Genomic DNA, 20,454 nt, shown 5'->3' on the forward strand with positions numbered 1-20,454 from the left:
GCTGGCATTCTATCATTTTTTAATTCTGGCGACTCAACGAAATCGGCTTACGCGCTTTTCTTTGCCAGTTCTGCGTCGTTCTCTTCACGAAGTACACGACGTAAGATCTTACCTACGTTGGTCTTCGGTAAGTCTTCACGGAACTCAACCAGTTTTGGAACCTTGTAGCCCGTTAGATGCTGACGACAGTGTGCAATCACTTCTTCTTTGGTTAAGCTCGGGTCACGTTTTACAACGTAGATCTTCACCAACTCACCAGACACTTCATGCGGTTGACCAATAGCAGCCACTTCAAGAACTTTGCCGTGCAGAGCGACAACGTCTTCGATTTCATTCGGGTAAACGTTGAAGCCTGATACTAAGATCATGTCTTTCTTACGGTCAACAATGTGCAGGAAGCCTTCGTCATCAAACTTAACGATGTCACCCGTTGATAGCCAACCGTCTTCGTTAATGGTGTCTTTAGTTGCTTCCGGACGTTGCCAGTAACCTTGCATTACTTGAGGGCCGCGAACTTGTAGCTCACCTGTACCAGTATTTGGCAGTACATTGCCTTCTTCATCAACCATACGAACTTCTGTCGAAGGAACTGGCAGACCGATAGAACCGTTGTACTCAACCAGGTCATGCGGGTAAGCCGCAACTAACGGTGAACACTCAGTAAGTCCATAGCCTTCAAGCAGGTAGCAGCCTGTGGTCTTCAGCCATTTCTCAGCAACAGCACGTTGAACTGCCATACCGCCACCAACAGCCAAGCGAAGGTTACTGAAGTCCAACTCATGGAAATCTTCATTGTTCACTAGCGCATTGAATAAGGTGTTCACACCTGTGATCGCTGTGAATTGGTACTTTTGCAGCTCTTTTACAAATCCGGGAATATCACGCGGGTTGGTAATCAGTAAGTTACGACCGCCCATTTCGATAAACAGCAAACAGTTCACTGTCAGTGCGAACACGTGGTAAAGCGGCAATGCGGTTACCACTAATTCACGACCTGGAGAAAGTACAGGACCGTAAGCCCCTTTCGCCTGAAGCACGTTCGCAATCATGTTGCGATGCGTTAGGATTGCACCTTTTGCGACACCCGTAGTACCACCAGTGTATTGCAGAAATGCAATATCATCACCAGACATAAACGGCTTCACGTATTGCAGACGACGACCTTTGCGCAGCGCTTTACGCATTGAAATTGCGCCCGGTAGATCGTACTTAGGAACCATACCTTTTACGTATTTCACCACGAAATCGACAATCGTACCTTTCGCACGTGGCAGCATTTGGCCAAGGCTAGTTAGCACCACGTGTTTCACAGGTGTGTTATCTACGATTTGCTCTAGTGTATTGGCAAAGTTAGACACAATCACAATCGTCGTGGCACCAGAGTCGTTCAATTGGTGTTCAAGTTCACGAGGAGTGTAGAGAGGGTTTACGTTTACAGCGATACAACCTGCACGCAAAATACCAAACAACGCTACTGGGTATTGCAGTAGGTTTGGCATCATCAGAGCAACACGGTCACCCTTTTGCAATTTCAGTTCGTTTTGCAGGTAAGCGGCAAATGCGCGGCTACGCTCTTCCAACTTGCGGAAGGTCATTACCGAGCCCATGTTCATGAATGCTGGCTGGTCTGCATACTTTTGTACAGACTGCTCGAACATTTCTACCAAAGACTCATATTGCTCTGGATTGATGGTTTCAGGTACGTCACTTGGATAACGTGAAAGCCATGGTTTATCCACGATGTTACTCCTCGTTTATAACTGGCTAAAAAATAGCGTCCTTTTTATTTTGAGGGCTATTACAGCACAGCGAACGTGCTTGAGCACGCAACTCTCAAACACTTGTTTAAATTTTGTTAACTACACCAAGAATTCGCTTTGCGACTTCGAGTATTTGCTCTAAATGGCAGTGATGACCACCTGCGACAGAAACCACTTGCGGTGGATTCTCTCCCCAATCAACTTGGTTAGATGGTAAATGCTGAAATCCTTGATCGCCTAATACGATCAGATGAGGACAACGTATTTGACTGGTGATCGAATTCGCATGCTCGCGAGCCATGCGGTAAAGTGAATCACACTTTAACTTGGCATCATGTCGCCAGTACCATTTGTTGTCGCGATACTCAGTCCCTCGCTCCACAATGGGCAAAAGCTGATCAGCACTCAATTGGTTGGCTTGCATGCGCAATTTTAACGCCAGATCAAAAGATGCCAACGCACGTTCTGGTTTGTTTTGCTGTCGGATTCGACTTAACACACCATTGCGAAGACGCTGTAAACTATTTGAAGGAGATTCCGTTAAAGGGCCCGTACCTTCAATCTGCACTAATGCTTCGACCTGTTCAGGAAACGCTGCACTATAGCAACTTGCGATTAAAGCACCAAGAGAATGCCCCACTAACATGAGTCTGTTTGGCGATAATTCGTCCAATAACTGATACATATCGGCAATGTAATCATGAAAAAGGTAATAATTGTCGCGGGATTTGTGACTGGATAAGCCGTGGCCAAAATGGTCGACAGCTAACAAATGCAGCTTCGGGTTCAATTGATGAATTTGCTCCATCAACGCTTTGAAGCTTCCGGCATTATCTAACCACCCATGAAGAAAAACGACTGACAAGTCAGCCGTTTTTTCATTACCTATTTCAAGGGCGGCCATTTCTCCCGTTGGGAGAGTAAATCGGCGCTCATGCATCTGGTTTATTTCACCTGTTTGATTACTTTGCCATCTTGTGGAAAATCATTACGCAGCATGCGGCAGTTGATGGAATAACATGGATAGAAATACGTAGGAGAGTCATACATTCTCACTCGTTCTTCAATCTTCCACAGGCGATACCCCTGCCCTTTTACTAATGGGAACACGTACTCATGCTCTCCGATTTTGCCTTCTTCTTCACCGGCCCCTTTGCCCACAATCGTCACCAAACGGCCTTGGCTAAATGCAACAGGTTCTAAGTAGCCATCAAAATACACGACGAAACGACCCGTAGGCTCTTGGTCAATATCAGGTTTGCCAGATTTATTGATAGGTAGATTGACGATCTCTAGGCGTGTTTTGTCTTTGAAGTTGTCCACTTTCGCAATGATACCGCCGAGGCGAACATCATTCGTGACCTCTCCTTGAGACTCAGCAAAGGCCTTATAGTCGGTAACGACTTGCTCTGTACTAGCGTTCAACTCTTCAGGAAGAGAGCTGCATGCAGACAAGCCAAAAGCGGCAACCAAAACCAAAAACAACCGTCCAAAAACCTTCATAAACCACCATTTAATCTATTAATACCAATTCGAGGAAATTCATACATAGATATCGACACCCAGTAGCTGAGCCAGTTCCTCTTTTTTTGCTCGATTCATGACGTCCATGTACTGCTCCATGGCTTTGCGAGCATTACCTTCCGGCAAATCATATTGTACTTGAGCACGATGAATTTGGGACTCATCAACTTGTTTTATGGAATGCGCGACTGCGTTTGCCACCTTTGAAGGTTGACCAACGGACTGCTTATTTTGAGCTTTCTTTACCTGCCCTTTTTTACCCACTTTATTGGTACGGTTGGTACCGGGTATCAGTGAAGGAGGTAAACCATTAATCGACGCCATAACGCTCCATAAAAAGACAGGGCTACCGCCCCGTCTTTATTTTTTCCTAATTATTCGCGGCCTGGAAGCTTCTTCCAAGTCACGTTATCACGCAGGTAAACCGGGCTAGATTCTTCAACAGGAACCGTATTGCCTTTTTCTAGTTCTTGCTTAGCTAAAATCACAATGTCTTGTGAGTCAGGGTACAATACCTCACTGTCTGCAGTGTTAAACGGCAGGCCCGCCAGTTCTTCCTGATACGCAGACCAACCTGTACCAGCTGTTGTCCACATTTTAGAGTCAGTTTGTGCTTCTTCCGCCAAACGAGCTGGTGGAATCACACATTCTTCATCAACACCCATCCATTCGCCGTTTTCTTGGCGAGAATAACGTGCCCAGTAAACTTCGCTCATGCGCGCATCAATCGCTACAGCGACATCAGTTGCACCATGCAGGCGGTAGCTTGCCTGTGCCATCGCAGCCAATGTTGAAACACCAATCATCGGCAGTTCTGCACCAAATGCTAGACCTTGAGCGATGCCAATACCGATACGAACACCAGTAAAGCTACCAGGGCCACGGCCAAACGCTAGAGCATCCAAGTCTTGTAGAGTTAGACCCGCTTCTTTCAGCACTTCGTCAACCATTGGCAGCACTTTTTTCGTGTGGTCACGAGGTGCCACTTCGCTGCGTGAAATCACTTGGTCATTAACCAGTAGTGCAACTGAACAGTTTTCAGTTGCGGTATCGATAGCAAGAATTTTTGCGCTCATTTAACTCTCTAAAACTCTATTTTATTTGGTTACATCACAGCACAGGCTGCGACTAATTATTCTGCTTTAAGAAACGCTTTGATACGTTCTAAATCTCGTGTTCTCGGGATCGGAGGCAAGCTTCCAAGGAACGTGCCGCCATAGTCACGGGTGACAAGGCGATTGTCACAAATGATCAATGCACCATGATCTTTCTGATCTCGAATCAAACGCCCTACGCCCTGTTTTAAAGTGATCACCGCATCGGGGATTTGCACTTCAGCAAACGGCTCACCACCACGCAATCGACAATCTTCAATTCGGGCTTTTAGCAGCGGATCATCCGGGGCAGTAAACGGCAATTTGTCGATGATAACACAGCTCAGTGCGTCACCTCTAACATCGATCCCTTCCCAAAACGCCCCCGTCGCCACAAGCAAAGCGTTACCCAGCTCCATAAACTCTGCAAGAGTCTTTTGCTTGCTCATTTCACCTTGCATAAGAACCGGAAGATCCAACACCTCACGGAACTTCTCTCCCAACTCACGCATCATGCTGTGAGAAGTACATAAGAAGAAACAACGACCGTCATTTTCTTCAATGACTGGTGCTAACATTCTCACCAATTTGTCCGCTAAACCTGGGCTGTTTGGCTCAGGAAGATAACGAGGCACACAAAGGCGAGCCTGCTTTTCATAATCAAATGGCGATGGCAGCGAAAACTGTTGTTTAGGTTTTAAGCCGAGACGATCGGTAAAGTGCTTAAAGTCACCAGAGACCGCAAGCGTTGCCGAGGTGAAGATCCAGGCACCTTGCTTGATTTCAATTTGTTCATGGAACTTATCTGCCACCGATAACGGAGTAATATGCAGAGTAAAATGACGCGGTGAAGTATCGTACCAGTAAGAGTAGCCGGTGATGTCAACATCACACACACGATCGATTCGACCTTTGATCAAGTTCGCACGCTCAAAAGCCGTATCCAACAATTGGCTGCGACCAAGTGCCAATTTGAGCACATCAATCGCCAGATCTAGGCTGTCAGTTAAACGAACCAATTCGCGCTTAATGGATTCAGACTGCATCGCTTCTCGCCAGTTGCCACGAAAACCCGGCTCACCCAGAACGATGCGCATATCCATCGCACTTTGAAGCAGTTTATCCCCAACTTTTTGCAGCTGACGCATGTCCTTTGCTTCGGTGCGATACGCGATTTCAATGTCTTTGGCGAGGTCATGAATTTGGCGACTCGATACCGATTGCCCGAAATATTCACTGGCAATGTCTGGTAGCTGATGAGCTTCGTCGAAAATAAAGACATCGGCTTCTGGGATCAACTCACCAAAACCTGTCTCTTTGATGGCTAAATCCGCGAGAAACAAGTGATGGTTCACCACGACGATGTCAGAATCCATTGCACGTTTACGAGCTTTCAAGACAAAGCAATCAGTATAGCTGGGACACTCTTTCCCCAAACAGTTATCGTTTGTCGAGGTAATCGTTGGGATGATCATGCTGTCTTCAGGCAAATCTTCACAGTCACCTAAGTCACCGGTTTTTGTCTCTGAGGACCAAGACCTCACCTTCACCAATTGGGTCAACAATGTTGGGTCGGATTCGTTGGTGTGGCTTTCTACCATCTGGCGACTTAAGCGATCCAAACATAAATAGTTGGAACGCCCTTTCAATAACGCCACTTGACCATAAAAACCGAGCGCATTGACCATCAGCGGTAGGTCACGATGGTACAACTGCTCTTGCAAGTTTTTCGAGCCAGTACTGATGATGACTTTCTTCCCACTCAACAGCGCTGGGACAAGATAGGCAAATGTTTTACCGGTACCAGTTCCTGCCTCTACCACCAACTGACTTTGTTCTTTGATCGCACTACTGACGGCTTCAGCCATGTCTATTTGTGGCTGACGAGCCTGAAAACCCGGAATCGCTTTACCTAAAGCGCCATCAGAGGAAAATGTTTTTGCGATCATGCCTGACATCTGGTTAGAAAAATTGTCGTGAGTATATCAGACGTTTGGGAGAGACATCAGCCCGTAAGATGGCCAGCTTACGGCCCAACACTGATAATTTGTTGAAACCATGGCAAGAATAGATTATTTATGAAGTCAGATTGCTGTACGGTTGACCCTTTTGGGGAAAACACATATTTCGTACGCTAGAAAAATAATGCATGGAAGTATCTGATTTATGGAAAAGAAAACACTGTTGACCCATTGTTCTGACGCACCGGGTTTGATCTCTAAAATTACTAATATCTGTTACAAACATCAGCTCAACATCGTTCATAATAACGAATTTGTTGATAACACCAGTGGGCACTTTTTCATGCGAACGGAGTTGGAGGGGTACTTCAACGACCAAACGTTTCTTGCCGATTTAGACCAAGCTCTACCGCAAGGTGCAAAACGCACTCTCATTGGCTCTCGCCGTAAACGCATCGTGATTCTCGTAACGAAAGAAGCACACTGTTTAGGTGATATTCTGATGAAAAATTACGATGGCAGTTTAGATGTAGAAATCGCCGCCGTGGTGGGTAACTACGATAAGTTGCAAGGCCTCACTGAACGTTTTGATATCCCTTACCACTATGTGACGCACGAAGATCTAAGCCGTGAAGAACACGAGCAAAAGATGTTAGAGGTGATTGATCAATACGATGCAGATTACTTGGTGCTAGCGAAATACATGCGCGTTCTCACGCCAACGTTTGTTGAAAAATACCGCCATAAGATCATCAACATTCACCACAGTTTCTTGCCTGCTTTCATCGGTGCTAAGCCTTATCAGCAAGCTTACGACCGTGGCGTAAAAATTATTGGCGCAACAGCCCACTTCGTGACAAACGACCTAGATGAAGGCCCGATCATCAAGCAGGATGTTATTCCAGTCGATCACACATTCAGCGCACAAGATATGGCTCAAGCAGGCCGCGATGTTGAGAAGAATGTTCTGAGTAAAGCTCTGAATAAGGTAATTAACGACCACGTTTTTGTTTATGGGAATAAGACTGTGATTCTTTAAGTTCACGCATTTGAATGAAAGAAAGGGTTGCTCATTTGCAACCCTTTCTTCTTTCTAGTCGTTCAAAGTTTGCTTATTCCGCCTGCTCAGACTCCACTATACGCTTGAGCGAATGCGGATGCAGCTTGATACAAATACCTTGGTACTTAAACGCCACGGTTGGGTTGTTCAAGCGTTCACCTTCCCCTTTCGGGCTCGATAGTTTGATCTTCACACCCAATTCTTCTAACTCATCAAAACGCGCGCCAAACGCTGGATAAGTGTGTTTCAAGTCCGCCAAAAACTCGTCTGCGGTTTCCGCATGAGATGGAATCACAAACTCCACGTGCTCCCAACTTTCGGTTGGATAGGTTTTCCCTTCGGCTGGGTATGGCAATTCCAGACACTCAATCTTCCAGCCGCGGCTTTCGAGTGCTGTGTCGAATTCGATGACGATAATTGGACGACCGTTGATTTTCGCTTGTGAAATCACCTTGCCGTATTGATTCCATGCCTCATGCGCAGCTTTTGCCGTTTCAGGGTCATTAATACGCAATGCAATATGGTCAGCTTGAGCAAAGCTCAGATCCAGTTTTAACAGGGTTGCAAGCTCTTCAATCTTGCCCATGAAGACATCTAAGTCTTGGAGCATTAGTTCAGGCGTAAGGCGTTTTTCAACAAGTTGAATAGTCATTGTGGCTCTCTTTTGGGGCGATTTATCTCTTTACTCTGAGCGCAATAGTAAACGCAAACAAAGTGACATTTCCATTCAATCGAAAAAGTAAAAATTTCCCCAAATCCTCTCTGTATGAAAAGCAATAAAGTTGTTATCATTAGCCCCATTTTTGTGAACTCCAACAGAACTCGGCGCCTATTTTGCCGAGTTCTTCGTCCTTGAATTGAAGGAAACGCGTGTGAATATCCAAGCACTTATTAATGACAAAGTATCTCAGGCTCTAGAAGCCGCTGGCGCACCTGCAGGAAGCCCTGCTGCTGTTCGTCAATCAGCAAAGCCACAATTTGGTGACTACCAAGCAAACGGCGTAATGGGCGTTGCTAAAAAACTGGGTACTAACCCTCGAGAATTTGCACAGAAAGTACTGGATGTTCTAGACCTAAATGGTATTGCGAGCAAAACAGAAATCGCTGGCCCTGGTTTCATCAACATTTTCCTAAGCGAAGAGTTCCTTGCGAAACAAGCTGACGCAGCACTGGCTGACTCACGCCTTGGCGTTGCAGCTGAAGAAGCTCAAACTATCGTCGCTGACTACTCAGCACCAAACGTTGCAAAAGAAATGCACGTTGGTCACCTACGTTCAACCATCATCGGTGATGCGGTAGTACGTACGCTTGAGTTTCTAGGTCACAAAGTGATCCGCGCGAACCACATCGGCGACTGGGGTACTCAGTTCGGTATGCTTATCGCAAACCTTGAGCGTGTACAACAAGAGTCTGGCGAAGTTTCTATGGAACTGGCGGACCTTGAAGGCTTCTACCGTGAATCTAAAAAGCTGTACGACGAAGATGAAGAATTCGCGGTGAAAGCACGTAACTACGTAGTGAAACTGCAAAGCGGCGATGAATTCTGCGCAGAAATGTGGAAGAAGCTGGTTGACATAACCATGATCCAAAACCAACGCAACTACGATCGTCTAAACGTATCTCTAACTCGTGATGACGTAATGGGCGAAAGCATGTACAACGACATGCTACCTAAGATCGTAGCGGACCTAAAAGCACAAGGTCTTGCGGTTGAAGATGACGGCGCGCAAGTTGTATTCCTAGAAGAGTTTAAGAACAAAGACGGCGAAGCGATGGGCGTTATCGTTCAGAAACGCGACGGCGGCTTCCTATACACCACAACGGATATCGCATGTGCGAAATACCGTTACGAAGAACTAGGCGCAGACCGCGTACTTTACTTCATTGACTCTCGCCAGCACCAGCACCTAATGCAAGCTTGGACTATCGTTCGTAAAGCAGGCTACGTACCTGAGTCTGTATCTCTTGAGCACCACGCTTTCGGCATGATGCTTGGTAAAGACGGTAAACCATTCAAGACTCGTGCGGGCGGTACAGTTCGTTTGGCGGACCTTCTTGATGAAGCCGAAGTTCGTGCTGCACAGTTGATCGAATCTAAGAACCCAGAGCTAGATGCTGAAGAGAAAGAGAAGATCTCTAAAACAGTTGCGATGGCAGCGGTTAAATATTCTGACCTATCTAAACACCGCACGACTGACTACGTGTTCGATTGGGACAATATGCTAGCGTTTGAAGGTAACACAGCGCCGTACATGCAATACGCATACACTCGCGTTGCCTCTATCTTTGCTAAAGCTGGTGTAGCGATGGATGAACTTCAAGGTGATATCCAAATCACTGACGAAAAAGAAAAAGCGCTTATCGCTAAACTTCTACAATTTGAAGAAGCCGTTCAATCTGTTGCTCGTGAAGGCCAACCGCACATCATGTGTAGCTACCTATTTGAACTAGCGGGTCAATTCTCAAGCTTCTACGAAGCATGCCCAATTCTAGTAGCAGAAGATGAAGCCGTTAAGCAAAGCCGTCTAAAACTGGCAGCCCTAACAGCGAAAACCATCAAGCAAGGTTTATCGCTACTAGGTATCGAAACGCTAGAGCGCATGTAAGACGCTTTTAAGTTGATAACTTAAGTAGCACAAGCTGAATGATTGCAAAGGTTGACGTGAAAGCGTCAACCTTTTGTTTTATCTGACGTATACTAATTCAAATTGAAATGAATCGGATATCCACAATGAGTTTTGAACTGCACCCTCAATTGGCAAAAGACACCACAGTAATCGGCCACTTCCCTCTTTGCGTTGCACTTCTACATAAAGATAATGCAGTGCCGTGGGTCATCTTAGTTCCTAAACGTGCCAACTTAAAAGAATTGCACCACTTACCGATGAAAGAGCAGCAACAGTTTTTACTTGAATCACAAGCGGTAAGCCAAGCGCTCGAAGCGACTTTCCGTCCTGACAAGTTGAATCTTGGCGCACTTGGTAACATGGTGCCGCAGCTACACATTCATCATATCGCACGCTTTAAGGACGACGTTGCATGGCCAGGGCCGATTTGGGGAAACACAAGCGGCGAGTTTCGCAGCGAAAAAGAACAAGATGAGATTCTCAAACGTATTGGAAATGTATTGTCGCTAAGCTCGATCTTCCATAAAGCTTAATTAATATTCAGCCGCTATGAGATTTGCTTGCCAGCGACAAGGCTATTGATTAGAAACGAAAAAGCCGCATCAGAAATGACGCGGCTTTATTATTTGTAAACTTTGGTTGATGAACCACTACATAGTAACAGTGAGTGACAACTCGTCTTGTTTTGTCACGGCATAACGCACACGCATCACATCTCGAGCTTTATTGGTATCAACCAAGCGGCTAATTTTACCCTTCTTGATCCACACGCTTAACATTGCATCCGCGCCATCTTCACTCATTCCAAACTGCTTAGCCAGCTCAGACTGTGAGACCGTCCCTTTGTCTGCAATATATTGATAAAGCTCATTTAAAATCATGCGACTTGCGCCTCTAACGCACCATGTTGTTTTTTACCAATACGTTTAAATACGTGATAAGTTCCAATGAAGATTGCAACAATAATTGACATCCAGACACCGCTGGTAATTGGGCTTTCAGAGAAATGCGTCAACTGATTGTAGAACGTTGCACATAGGTAAGCTAAACCCATCGTCCATACCGCAATAAAACGTGCGAAGTTATGGCCAAATTCACGTACATACGCCCCCATCGCAGCAACACATGGTGTGTACAACAAGATGAAGATCAAGTAAGCAAACGCGGCATGACCAGAAACAAACTGAGACTTAATGTTGCCGAAGATAGACGCATCCACTTCTTGTTCTTCTGCGACCGCATTTGAATCTGTTAGGTCACCCACTTCAATGCCTAATGGATCAGAGTAACTCAAGCCTGCAAGGTTCTCAGGAATACTCATTACCGCATCTTTTAGGCTCCCCATCAGATCGAACTCTGCTTCTTCACCATCACTTGGCGACGTGTACAAACTGTTTAGCGTACCAACAACCGCCTCTTTGGCGAAAATACCGGTAATAATACCAACTGTTGCTGGCCAGTTATCTTCTTGAATACCAATTGGCGCAAACACTGGCGTTACCACTTGTGCCGCTTTAGAAAGTACAGAGTTTTCACTGTCTTCATTACCAAAGCTGCCATCTGTACCCAACGAGTTTAGGAAACTTAGGATAGCAACAACCACAACGATGGTTTTACCTGCACCCAGCACGAAGCGCTTAAGCTTTTGCCAAGTTTTGATCACGACGTTTTGCAATGTTGGCAATTCGTAGTCGGGCATTTCCATGACTAAGCTATCGCTGCTGCCAGGGTAAAGAGTGTGCTTTAAGAAAAGACCGGTGAAGATCGCAGCCACAATACCTAATAGATAAAGTGCAAAGACAATGTTTTGACCAGAACCAGGAAAGAACGCCGCCGCAAACAGTGCATATACAGGTAAACGAGCACCACATGACATAAATGGCGCCATCGATGCCGCTAACTTACGCTCACGTTCTTGGTCTAGAGTGCGTGTTGCCATGATTGACGGCACGTTACAACCAAAACCAAGAACCAACGGCACAAACGCTTTACCCGGCAATCCGATTTTCTGCATCACTTTATCGAGTACAAACGCAGCGCGAGCCATGTAACCCGAACTCTCAAGCACAGCGAGGAACAAATATAAACACGCAATGACAGGAATAAAGGTCGCTACCGTTTGGATACCGCCACCAATACCATCGGCAATAACCGTCACAAGCCAAACTGGCAAATGACCATCCAATAGGTGATGACCGCCATCAACCAAAAGTGCGCCAACGCCGAGATCAAAGAAATCGATAAATGCACTACCAATGTTAATCGAGAACATAAACATTAGGTACATCACAACAAAGAAGAATGGAATCCCCACCCACTTGTTCAAAATAAACTGATCAAGTTTTTCGGTAACACTGCGGCTGAGTTTGCCTTCACTGCGGCGAACTTTTTTACATTGTTCGTGCAGATGTGTGTATTTGGTATCCGCAACGTGTAAATCAATATCCAAATCTAAAGTCGCAATCGCTTCCAGTACTTTGCTTCTATCAAGATCGGACAGGCTATTGAGAACCATCGTGTCTTTTTCTAGAGCACGAATCGCTAATGCGCGATGAGAAACGGTTTGATCGTTAAATAGAGAAGAAATATGCTCGATCGCTGCTTCCATCTTATCGCCGTAATTCAAAGAGCAGTCTTTTAGCGCAACACCCTGAACTATGGCTTTGTGGAGCTTTTCTTTAAACTCAGCAACTTGTGCTTTATTAGTGGCAGACAAACTGATCACTGGGCAACCTAGCGTCTTTTCTAACTCAGCAATGTTGATCATCTGACGTTCACGCTTTAACGCATCCATTTTGTTGAGAACAACAACCATCGGACGACCAAGCTCACGAAGTTGCAGCGTCATATATAGACTGCGCTCTAAGCTGGTGGCATCAATCACGTTGATGATCAAATCAGCTGGGTGCGTCAACACCGCACGAGAAGCGATGGATTCATCGATACTGTTACTATCGTTACCGCTATCCAGAGAGTAAATGCCCGGTAAGTCCGTCAGTAAAAACTCATCACCCGCGTGCTTAAATTGACCCGTTTTTTTCTCAACAGTCACACCCGCCCAGTTACCGACTTGCTGTTTGGCACCAGTCAAACCATTAAAAAGAGTGGTTTTACCGCTGTTTGGGTTACCTACGGTAAGAACTTGATACTGCATTACACTCGCTCCACTTCAATTTTTTGAGCAATGGTTTCTCTTAACGCAACAGATACACCGCGTACCTCAACTTGTAGTGGGTCTCCCATCGGCGCGCGTCTGATCACCTTAACTTCTGTGTTCGGAAGTAGCCCCATTACCATAAGCTTTTTTCTAATATCTGATGAAAGACCATCTAACAAACGAATTGTCACCGTATCGCCAGGTTTAATTTCTGATAATTTCATAGTGGCCCTTAAGAGTATTGCTAATGATAAATATTATTATTTAAGAGTATTTAGGCTGCGATAATACTCCTCTATACCCTTCCATTCATTGTGTGAAATCAAAGATTCCATAATTGCCTTTCATATTTTGAACGTTAACTCCGTTAAGTTTTACCTCGTCATTTTCGTCAAAATCGACATTTTTAAAACCATTAAAAAGAAACAAAAACTTAACATCGCCTAATCAGAAAAAATATTATCACATAAAATCAATAACTTAAGATGAAAAATCAACATTGTCGCTTTTCTCATATCAACCTGTCGTTATTTTTATAAGAAAAATAAGTAAGGTCTCGTATAGTTATTCCATCGAGAGGGCAACCTCTTAAAAGAATTCCAGAGGTGGCATGGCAACATGTCACTCCGGCAGCAAGCGAAGGTGTCATTGACACCCGTGGTATAGTCCCCCCGGCTATACCACGATATTTTTTTTCACTTCTTTTCTACTCCCGATTTAAACCTTTAACAACCAACCTCCTGTAACTAGAAGCACTTTAGTTAAGCTTTCTATATCCTATTTATATGTGCTGTTTGGCGAAAACAAACTGCTACAACGCTGTGCATTGATGTTTCACTTACCTATCACAACGCATAAATTAGGCAAAAAAACTCTAACCTAACAACACGCAAAGGCATTGCAGCTCTTTATTTCTATGAACTACATAAGAAAGTACAGATGCTTTACTTACTCAGAACAACTCAAAAAAACAGAACGCTGCGTAGCCCGAGGCGACTAGAATGGTTTAGTTGCGGTATCAGAACGAATCACGCCGCTAAACGTGAGGAGGTGATTTAGATAACATCCGTGCTGTAACTATTAACGATGCTCGAAAGATTGGAGACTAATTTGCGTGACTGTCTTGTTCCATCGCGAACTTTGATGGAGGTAAACCAAAGTGCAACTTGAACTTCTGGCTGAAGTAAGAGGGATCATTGAAACCGCAATTGAAAGCCACTTCACTGATTTTTTCACCTGCGAGTAACTGTTCGCAAGCAGTTTCTAACCGTACCTCCGTTAAATAATCTTTTAACGTTCTTGACGAGGCCGACTTAAAGCGGCGTTGTAAACTACGTTCAGACATAAATAACATCTTAGCCGCTGTCGCAGTACCAAAATCAGGGTCATGGTAATGCTCAGCAACTAACTGATAGACCTTTTGTAGCCACTCATTCTCTGGACTGGCTTTTTCTTCGGCGATGTTTTCTGGCACAAATTCTGGTAAAACTTCCTCGACATGGCTCAACTCTTTTGCCATCGGCCAAGTAATCTCAATTTTATTCTGCGCATCAGAAGTGAACACCGCTAAGTGCCCTCCACTCACCGTAACCAACTGCGAAAGATTGTCTATACTCAAGTCCACATTGTTATTAGCAGGACGACTTAGAGAAAGTTTATTTGGCAATTGCGTTCCGTAATCCAAAAAGCTGAGTGAGACAATGTCCCGCCCCTCTTCTAACATCACTTTAACGGCTTGACCTCGGAAAGAGCGCTTGATGATGTTGGCAAAGATACTGTTGAAGATAACGTCCAGATTAAAACTCTCTAGAGCAATACGGCTAGACTTGTTCTCATCCTCTAACTCCACAGAGATCCCCGCTTTGGCGAAATCGTCTCGCCACACATCCACCACAGATTGCGTAATTTGGCTTAGGTTGTAGTTTTGACTGCCGTTACTCGCATCACCAGGAGCACTTTTAAGCTCATTCAGCTGCCAGTAAGTTTTTGATACGTGATCCTCTGTGATGGAGTCTCTCTCCACTGGCAATTTTGACGAGATATAATCGACGCTGGTTTTTATAGACTGAGCAACATGGTCAACTAATAGATTTCTAACCTGAATTTGCTTTCTTAACTGTTGGTTACTCGTCAATAATACGCGGCTTTGATGCCTTAGTTGGTTGGTCTTTAGAGTGACCTGAGCAGCAAGCTCTCGGTTTGCTTGCATAACATATCGTGAACGCCAGTACATGATAAGGCCGATAAGCGTAGAAATTGAGGCGAGAAAGCCTAATATCGCAAGCTGGGATAGATACCATGGTTTGAGCACTTCAAAACGAGACTCTAAACCAACAACGCCCGCCGTTACCTGTGACTCGTTACTCACTTGAAGGTGGTATTCCCCAGAGTTGAGGTGCTCTAAGGTTAACTGACCCCCTTCTAAGGTCTGCCATCGATCGTCTTCGTTTAAGCGGTAGTACAGGTTCTGGCTATCCGGTTTAGGCATGATGCCAAAGAGAAAACTCAGCGAAGAACCATAAGGCAGCTTAATCCCATCAAGGTCGGAACTCCCCACTTGGATTACATCGTTTTCAAGCATCACTTGGCTAACAATAAAGCGGGATTCTGGCGGGTTTGACACCAATAGTTTTGAAGCCTCTGCTTTAACTAATCCATATTTTGAGCCTAAAACAAGTTCACGTTCACCATCTTCTGTGCGTTTCACTACGCTACATATCCCAGGAATAAACTCATTATTAATCAAGCCCGATGCAGATGAATAATGTTTAACTAACTCACCGGACAATCGGTAGTAACTCAACCCAACAGAAGATGCGAGCCACACACCTTTCGCATCACTGATCAAACACGCCGGACGAGCATTCGCAACACTCATCTCCAAGACTTGCTTGGCTTCGCCACCAGCCACTGTTTTAAACAACCCATAGGAAGAGGCAAACCACTGAGAGCCATCCGCCGCTGTCACTATATCTAGCGACTCGCCATATTTTTCCGAGAAACGATTGAAACGAATACGTTCATCATCGTATTCATAAATGCCGTGATCCGTACCAATAAAAAGTTTATCTTCGGTATCATATAAGCGCGTCACTTTAGCTGGTAAGTACTGACTCACGATCCATTCGCTACCAAAGTTTCTGACGGATTGCTTGTCGATATCAACGTTGTAAAGTTGGTAACCGCTGGATACCCACAAACGGTTTGTGTCGTCTAGAGCAATATGCTCAACAGCATGCCCAGCCATTACTTGTAAATAAGGGAAGCTAACCTTTTTCAGCCCCTCCAATTGGAATATCTCCAAACCTTTTGAAGTGGCAAGCCATAACATGCCTCGTTGGAACGCAAATTCGTTAATTTGAGAATCTAATTCTAAGACTTTTACAATCCCTTCCGCGCCAGAACGATACAGTTTGCGGTCATCGGCAAACCAAAGCACACCATCTGGCCCTGTTACCGTTTGTCTGATACGACCAGATAAGGTTTGCGAGTCATAACTACTAAAGGTGACTCGCTCAAATTTTTTGCTGAACAAAGAGTAATAACGAATGCCTTGGTTGGTCGCTATCCACATTCCGCCCATGTTGTCGCTAAGTAAGGAATAAATTTTAGTGCTATCGAGTTCTAACTCTAAGAAGCTCGCAGGCTCAACTTCAGTAACTTCACCTGTTAAAAACGAGTAGAGATACAAACCGTGCTCAGTACCAACCCAATACTCTTGATTGGTCTCTGAAAACGTCAGTACGTGGGAGCCGCCAATTTTGACGATCTCTTTTTTCGGCTCGTAAATATTGAAGATCAACGCGCCTTTTAAGGTGCCAACCAATATCTCGCGTCTCGTATGCGAGTAGTACACTTTTTCAATGTAGTTTTGACCGGATGAAATCACATGATCAAATTTATTACCTTCAGAGAGATAGACACCAGATGTTGTAGCCAACGCCCATTTGGTTTCGATCAGAATCGCATCATTGATGTACACATAACTATTATTGCTATGTTGATAAAGTTGAAGCAGTGAAAATGAATCAAGTTCATTGGTTTTGATGTTGTAGGTATAAAAATGTGCGCCATCACTGACCCAAATATAATCACCTGATGAACCTATTTTTCTAATTTGCGACCCGGGGTTAAGGCTAAAGACCAACTGCCTTTCTTTGTTTGGGTAGGTCTGATAAACCTCATTTTCGACAAAGGTCCAGAATGACCCTTGATGATACGCAAGCTGCTTTGCGGTCGTTTGCAAAAAACTGCCTGATTTTGGCAGAACATTCTGGCCGTCATAAAAAAGAACGCGGCCATGTACATCATGAATCCATAGCCCACCTTGCTCGCCCAAGAACAATTTTTTCGCAGCAATAAAAGTGCCCTTAACCTGAGTAGGCAAAGGGTAAAAGATGGCATTTGCGTTGTTCAGCGCAAATGCTTGAGATGATATGAAGAGTCCCCAGAAAATCAGGACAAGTTGGCGAAGCAAGACGAAAACCTTATATATCAATTTATATCAACTCAACTCCCTATAGGCCTTCCGTAGCTCTTGTGAGTAGGGTTATTTTGAGCCGCTAATTATTGATAATGATATCTCAATTCCTTTTATAGAAAAGGTTCGTCTTGCCAAAGGTTGTAATTCTTACTGCTAGATCACGTAAAAGAGACATTTCATCCGCAAAACTACAACTAATTACCCTTATTTAGCCAAACATTGCGCAAAACTGTCAGCCATGTTGCCTAACAAGTTAAAGTAACTGCCTGGCTCCACTTTGATCGTGCTGCCTAATGGGTCAAGCTCGCCTTTGGCCACATCGCTGCCACGCATCACACTCTCGACAACGGCTGGTGTAAATTGAGGCTCAGAAAACACACAAACCACGTTACCTGATCCCAGTGTTTTTCTGATCTGAATCAGCGTCTTGGCACCCGGCTTTCGGTCGGGAGTCACCGTAAAGTGTCCTAGATTATTTAACTGGTAACGCTCTTCAAAATAACCGTACGCATCATGGAAAACGAAGTATCCTTGGTTCTTCACTGGTGCTAACTGCTGCTCTATTTCCTTATCTCTAGCCGCAAGCTGTTCTTCAAATTTAACAAGATTGTTGCTGTACGTTTTCGCATTAGCTGGATCGATTTCCGCCAATTTGTTCACAACAGCTTGGGCGACCTGTTTAACCGGTTTAATACCCAACCAAAAGTGCGGGTCGTGGCTACCGTGGTCATGACCGTCGTGATCATGCGAATGCTCACTATCAAACTCACGAAGCGCTAGATTTGGTATTTCGCTTAGCGTCAGTGTACTAGATCTATTTGATACGACTTTTTCAAGAAACGGTTCCAAATCATGACCATACCAAATCACCAAATCCGCAGACGCGACTTTTTTTACATCAGAAGGTCGCAGCGAATAATCGTGTGGTGATGCGTTTGACTGAACTAGCACTTCAGGAGTAGTGACGCCTTCCGTCAGTTCAGTCACCATCAGTTGGATCGGTTTAATGCTTGTAAGTACTGTTATCGCCTGCGCTGGCAAGGTTAACATTGCTGAAGCAGCAAGAATTAAAGCTCTTTTCATAGTTTTACTTGGGATATGGCGTAGAAAGTGCGATAATGTTACATTATAACATTATAGTTTTGCAAATGAGTTTCATTCATGTCTTCATTAGTCAGTCTTGAACAATTGTGCGTCGAGTTCGATGATCGCAGAGTTCTTGATAACATCAGCATGGAATTAGAAAAGGGCAAAATCACAACCCTAATCGGTCCCAACGGAGCGGGAAAATCCACGTTAGTTAAAGTCATTTTAGGGCTTCAAAAGCCGACTAGCGGAAAATTGGTTAAAGCGAAAAAGCTAAAAATTGGTTATGTGCCTCAGAAACTGAAACTCAACGACTCTTTGCCGCTAAACGTTATCCGTTTCTTAAATTTAGCAGGAAAGTACAGCAAACAAGAATGCCTTGATGCATTAAGACTAGTTGGTGCAGAGCACTTAATTAAGAGCAACATGCACCGCCTTTCCGGTGGTGAAAACCAACGCGTCCTACTCGCCCGCGCGCTGCTACAACGCCCTGACTTGTTGGTTCTTGATGAACCAGCTCAAGGTGTTGATGTTCAAGGACAAATCGATCTATACGATTTGATTGAAAGCATCCGTCACCGCTTCGATTGCGCTGTGTTTATGGTATCTCATGATTTGCATTTGGTCATGGCAAAAACAGACGATGTGATTTGTTTGCACCACCACGTTTGTTGTTCGGGATCACCAGCAACGATCACTCAGCATCCTTCTTACATAGCATTGTTTGGTAACGCAGCGAGAGAATCACTCGCGTTTTATCATCACGACCACGAGCATCACCATCACGATTTGTCTGGCTCTCCAGTATCGGGCGACGCTACCTCGTGCTCTAACCATAGCCACGGACATCATCACCATGATTGAGTTTCTTCTACCTTCTATTCTCGCTGGTATTGGTATTGCAATCATCGCAGGACCACTTGGGTCTTTTGTTGTATGGCGCAAAATGGCCTACTTCGGTGACACTCTTGCCCATGCATCGTTAATGGGGCTCGCTCTCGGGTTCTTACTGAACGTTAACCTCTATCTTGCGCTGCTAGTCTGCTGTTTAGCATTAGCGATACTCCTTGTAACACTGCAAAGGCAGCAACTGGTGGCCACAGATACCCTACTCGGAATTCTGGCTCACAGCTCTTTGTCTATCGGTTTGGTGTCAGTAAGCTTTTTGGACAATGTTCGTGTCGATCTAATGAGTTACCTATTTGGTGATTTATTAGCTGTATCACCAGAAGATTTGATGTTTATTTATGCCGGCGTAATTGCCGTTAGTGCATGTTTGTACATATTCTGGCGACCGTTATTATCAAGTACCGTCAGCGAAGAGCTAGCCGCTGTAGAAGGTGTGAACACAGACTTAATCCGTCTGGTCTTGATGCTGATGGTGGGTGTAGTGATTGCGGTAGGTATGAAGTTTGTCGGTGCCCTTATCATGACTTCACTACTGATCATCCCTGCAGCAACAGCGCGCAAGTTGTCTTCTACACCAGAACAAATGGCATTCTTCGCATCCATCATAGGTGCGATTTCAGTTCTAATGGGACTGAGTCTGTCTTGGCACTTCGACACACCAGCAGGTCCATCAGTGGTGATCAGTGCGACTTCTTTGTTTATGCTGAGCCAACTGATTCAGCGGAAAGCTTAGTTATAAGCACAAGTTAAGCAAACGGATCTGGTGATTAAGAATTCTCAGTGCTATTGCTAG

Annotated in this window: 17 protein-coding genes; 5 read left to right on the forward strand and 12 right to left on the reverse strand. The window is 44.8% G+C overall.

Annotated elements, in window-relative coordinates; translation table 11 throughout:
• Positions 1-47: 47 nt before the first annotated feature.
• The 6 genes from fadD to ACYJZR_RS11205 form a co-directional block, all read right to left on the reverse strand.
• Positions 48-1,739: a long-chain-fatty-acid--CoA ligase FadD gene (gene fadD, locus ACYJZR_RS11180; protein WP_005455511.1), complete on the reverse strand. Its 1,692-nt coding sequence runs from the start codon at positions 1,737-1,739 to the stop codon at positions 48-50.
• A gap of 106 nt (positions 1,740-1,845) precedes the next feature.
• A complete protein-coding gene (locus ACYJZR_RS11185; RefSeq protein WP_218765251.1) occupies positions 1,846-2,700 on the reverse strand; it encodes an alpha/beta fold hydrolase in 855 nt (284 codons plus the stop codon).
• 5 nt (positions 2,701-2,705) lie between these two features.
• Positions 2,706-3,263 carry a Slp family lipoprotein gene (locus ACYJZR_RS11190; protein ID WP_218765252.1) on the reverse strand — a complete coding sequence of 186 codons (558 nt, stop codon included), beginning with the start codon at positions 3,261-3,263 and terminating at the stop codon, positions 2,706-2,708.
• A 39-nt stretch (positions 3,264-3,302) separates the two neighbouring features.
• The gene (locus tag ACYJZR_RS11195) at positions 3,303-3,608 is read right to left on the reverse strand and encodes a hypothetical protein (RefSeq protein WP_005478797.1); all 306 of its coding nucleotides are present in this window, start codon (positions 3,606-3,608) and stop codon (positions 3,303-3,305) included.
• A gap of 50 nt (positions 3,609-3,658) precedes the next feature.
• Positions 3,659-4,360: a tRNA (adenosine(37)-N6)-threonylcarbamoyltransferase complex dimerization subunit type 1 TsaB gene (tsaB, locus tag ACYJZR_RS11200; protein ID WP_218765253.1), complete on the reverse strand. Its 702-nt coding sequence runs from the start codon at positions 4,358-4,360 to the stop codon at positions 3,659-3,661.
• A gap of 56 nt (positions 4,361-4,416) precedes the next feature.
• Complete coding sequence (locus tag ACYJZR_RS11205) at positions 4,417-6,327, reverse strand: ATP-dependent DNA helicase (protein ID WP_017448734.1); 1,911 nt, start codon at positions 6,325-6,327, stop codon at positions 4,417-4,419.
• A 217-nt stretch (positions 6,328-6,544) separates the two neighbouring features.
• Here ACYJZR_RS11205 and purU point away from each other — a divergent pair, with 217 nt between their 5' ends.
• Entirely contained in the window at positions 6,545-7,378 is an 834-nt protein-coding gene (gene purU, locus ACYJZR_RS11210; protein ID WP_005478783.1) for a formyltetrahydrofolate deformylase, read from the forward strand.
• 73 nt (positions 7,379-7,451) lie between these two features.
• On the opposite strand, the gene ACYJZR_RS11215 is transcribed toward purU, so the two are convergent.
• Positions 7,452-8,051: a VOC family protein gene (locus tag ACYJZR_RS11215; protein ID WP_023624131.1), complete on the reverse strand. Its 600-nt coding sequence runs from the start codon at positions 8,049-8,051 to the stop codon at positions 7,452-7,454.
• Positions 8,052-8,271: 220 nt separating this feature from the next.
• On the opposite strand from ACYJZR_RS11215, the gene argS reads away from it, so the two are divergent.
• Both argS and ACYJZR_RS11225 read left to right on the forward strand, forming a co-directional pair.
• Positions 8,272-10,005 (forward strand): arginine--tRNA ligase, encoded by a 1,734-nt coding sequence (gene argS, locus ACYJZR_RS11220; protein WP_025569837.1) that lies wholly within the window; start codon positions 8,272-8,274, stop codon positions 10,003-10,005.
• Between the two features lie 125 nt (positions 10,006-10,130).
• Entirely contained in the window at positions 10,131-10,559 is a 429-nt protein-coding gene (locus ACYJZR_RS11225) for an HIT family protein (protein WP_021449627.1), read from the forward strand.
• A gap of 117 nt (positions 10,560-10,676) precedes the next feature.
• On the opposite strand, the gene ACYJZR_RS11230 is transcribed toward ACYJZR_RS11225, so the two are convergent.
• The 5 genes from ACYJZR_RS11230 to znuA all read right to left on the reverse strand — a co-directional run bounded on the left by ACYJZR_RS11230 (position 10,677) and on the right by znuA (position 18,749).
• Positions 10,677-10,907 carry a FeoC-like transcriptional regulator gene (locus ACYJZR_RS11230; RefSeq protein ID WP_005455490.1) on the reverse strand — a complete coding sequence of 77 codons (231 nt, stop codon included), beginning with the start codon at positions 10,905-10,907 and terminating at the stop codon, positions 10,677-10,679.
• The gene (gene feoB, locus ACYJZR_RS11235) at positions 10,904-13,180 is read right to left on the reverse strand and encodes a Fe(2+) transporter permease subunit FeoB (RefSeq protein WP_406966221.1); all 2,277 of its coding nucleotides are present in this window, start codon (positions 13,178-13,180) and stop codon (positions 10,904-10,906) included. Before feoB ends, ACYJZR_RS11230 begins: the two co-directional genes overlap by 4 nt.
• Positions 13,180-13,407, reverse strand: coding sequence for a FeoA family protein (locus ACYJZR_RS11240; RefSeq protein WP_005455496.1), 228 nt, complete (start codon positions 13,405-13,407; stop codon positions 13,180-13,182). The genes feoB and ACYJZR_RS11240 overlap by 1 nt, the downstream gene beginning before the upstream one ends.
• Positions 13,408-14,288: 881 nt before the next feature.
• The gene (locus ACYJZR_RS11245; RefSeq protein ID WP_406966220.1) at positions 14,289-17,660 is read right to left on the reverse strand and encodes a helix-turn-helix domain-containing protein; all 3,372 of its coding nucleotides are present in this window, start codon (positions 17,658-17,660) and stop codon (positions 14,289-14,291) included.
• Positions 17,661-17,870: 210 nt separating this feature from the next.
• Positions 17,871-18,749, reverse strand: coding sequence for a zinc ABC transporter substrate-binding protein ZnuA (gene znuA / locus ACYJZR_RS11250; protein WP_021454320.1), 879 nt, complete (start codon positions 18,747-18,749; stop codon positions 17,871-17,873).
• A gap of 78 nt (positions 18,750-18,827) precedes the next feature.
• On the opposite strand from znuA, the gene znuC reads away from it, so the two are divergent.
• Together znuC and znuB are read left to right on the forward strand one after the other, a co-directional pair.
• Positions 18,828-19,616 (forward strand): zinc ABC transporter ATP-binding protein ZnuC, encoded by a 789-nt coding sequence (znuC, locus tag ACYJZR_RS11255; protein WP_025498707.1) that lies wholly within the window; start codon positions 18,828-18,830, stop codon positions 19,614-19,616.
• Positions 19,609-20,394, forward strand: a complete 786-nt coding sequence (znuB, locus tag ACYJZR_RS11260; protein WP_406966219.1) for a zinc ABC transporter permease subunit ZnuB — start codon at positions 19,609-19,611, stop codon at positions 20,392-20,394. The genes znuC and znuB overlap by 8 nt, the downstream gene beginning before the upstream one ends.
• The last annotated feature ends 60 nt before the right edge of the window (positions 20,395-20,454 follow it).

This window comes from Vibrio sp. RC2502, from assembly GCF_054850435.1.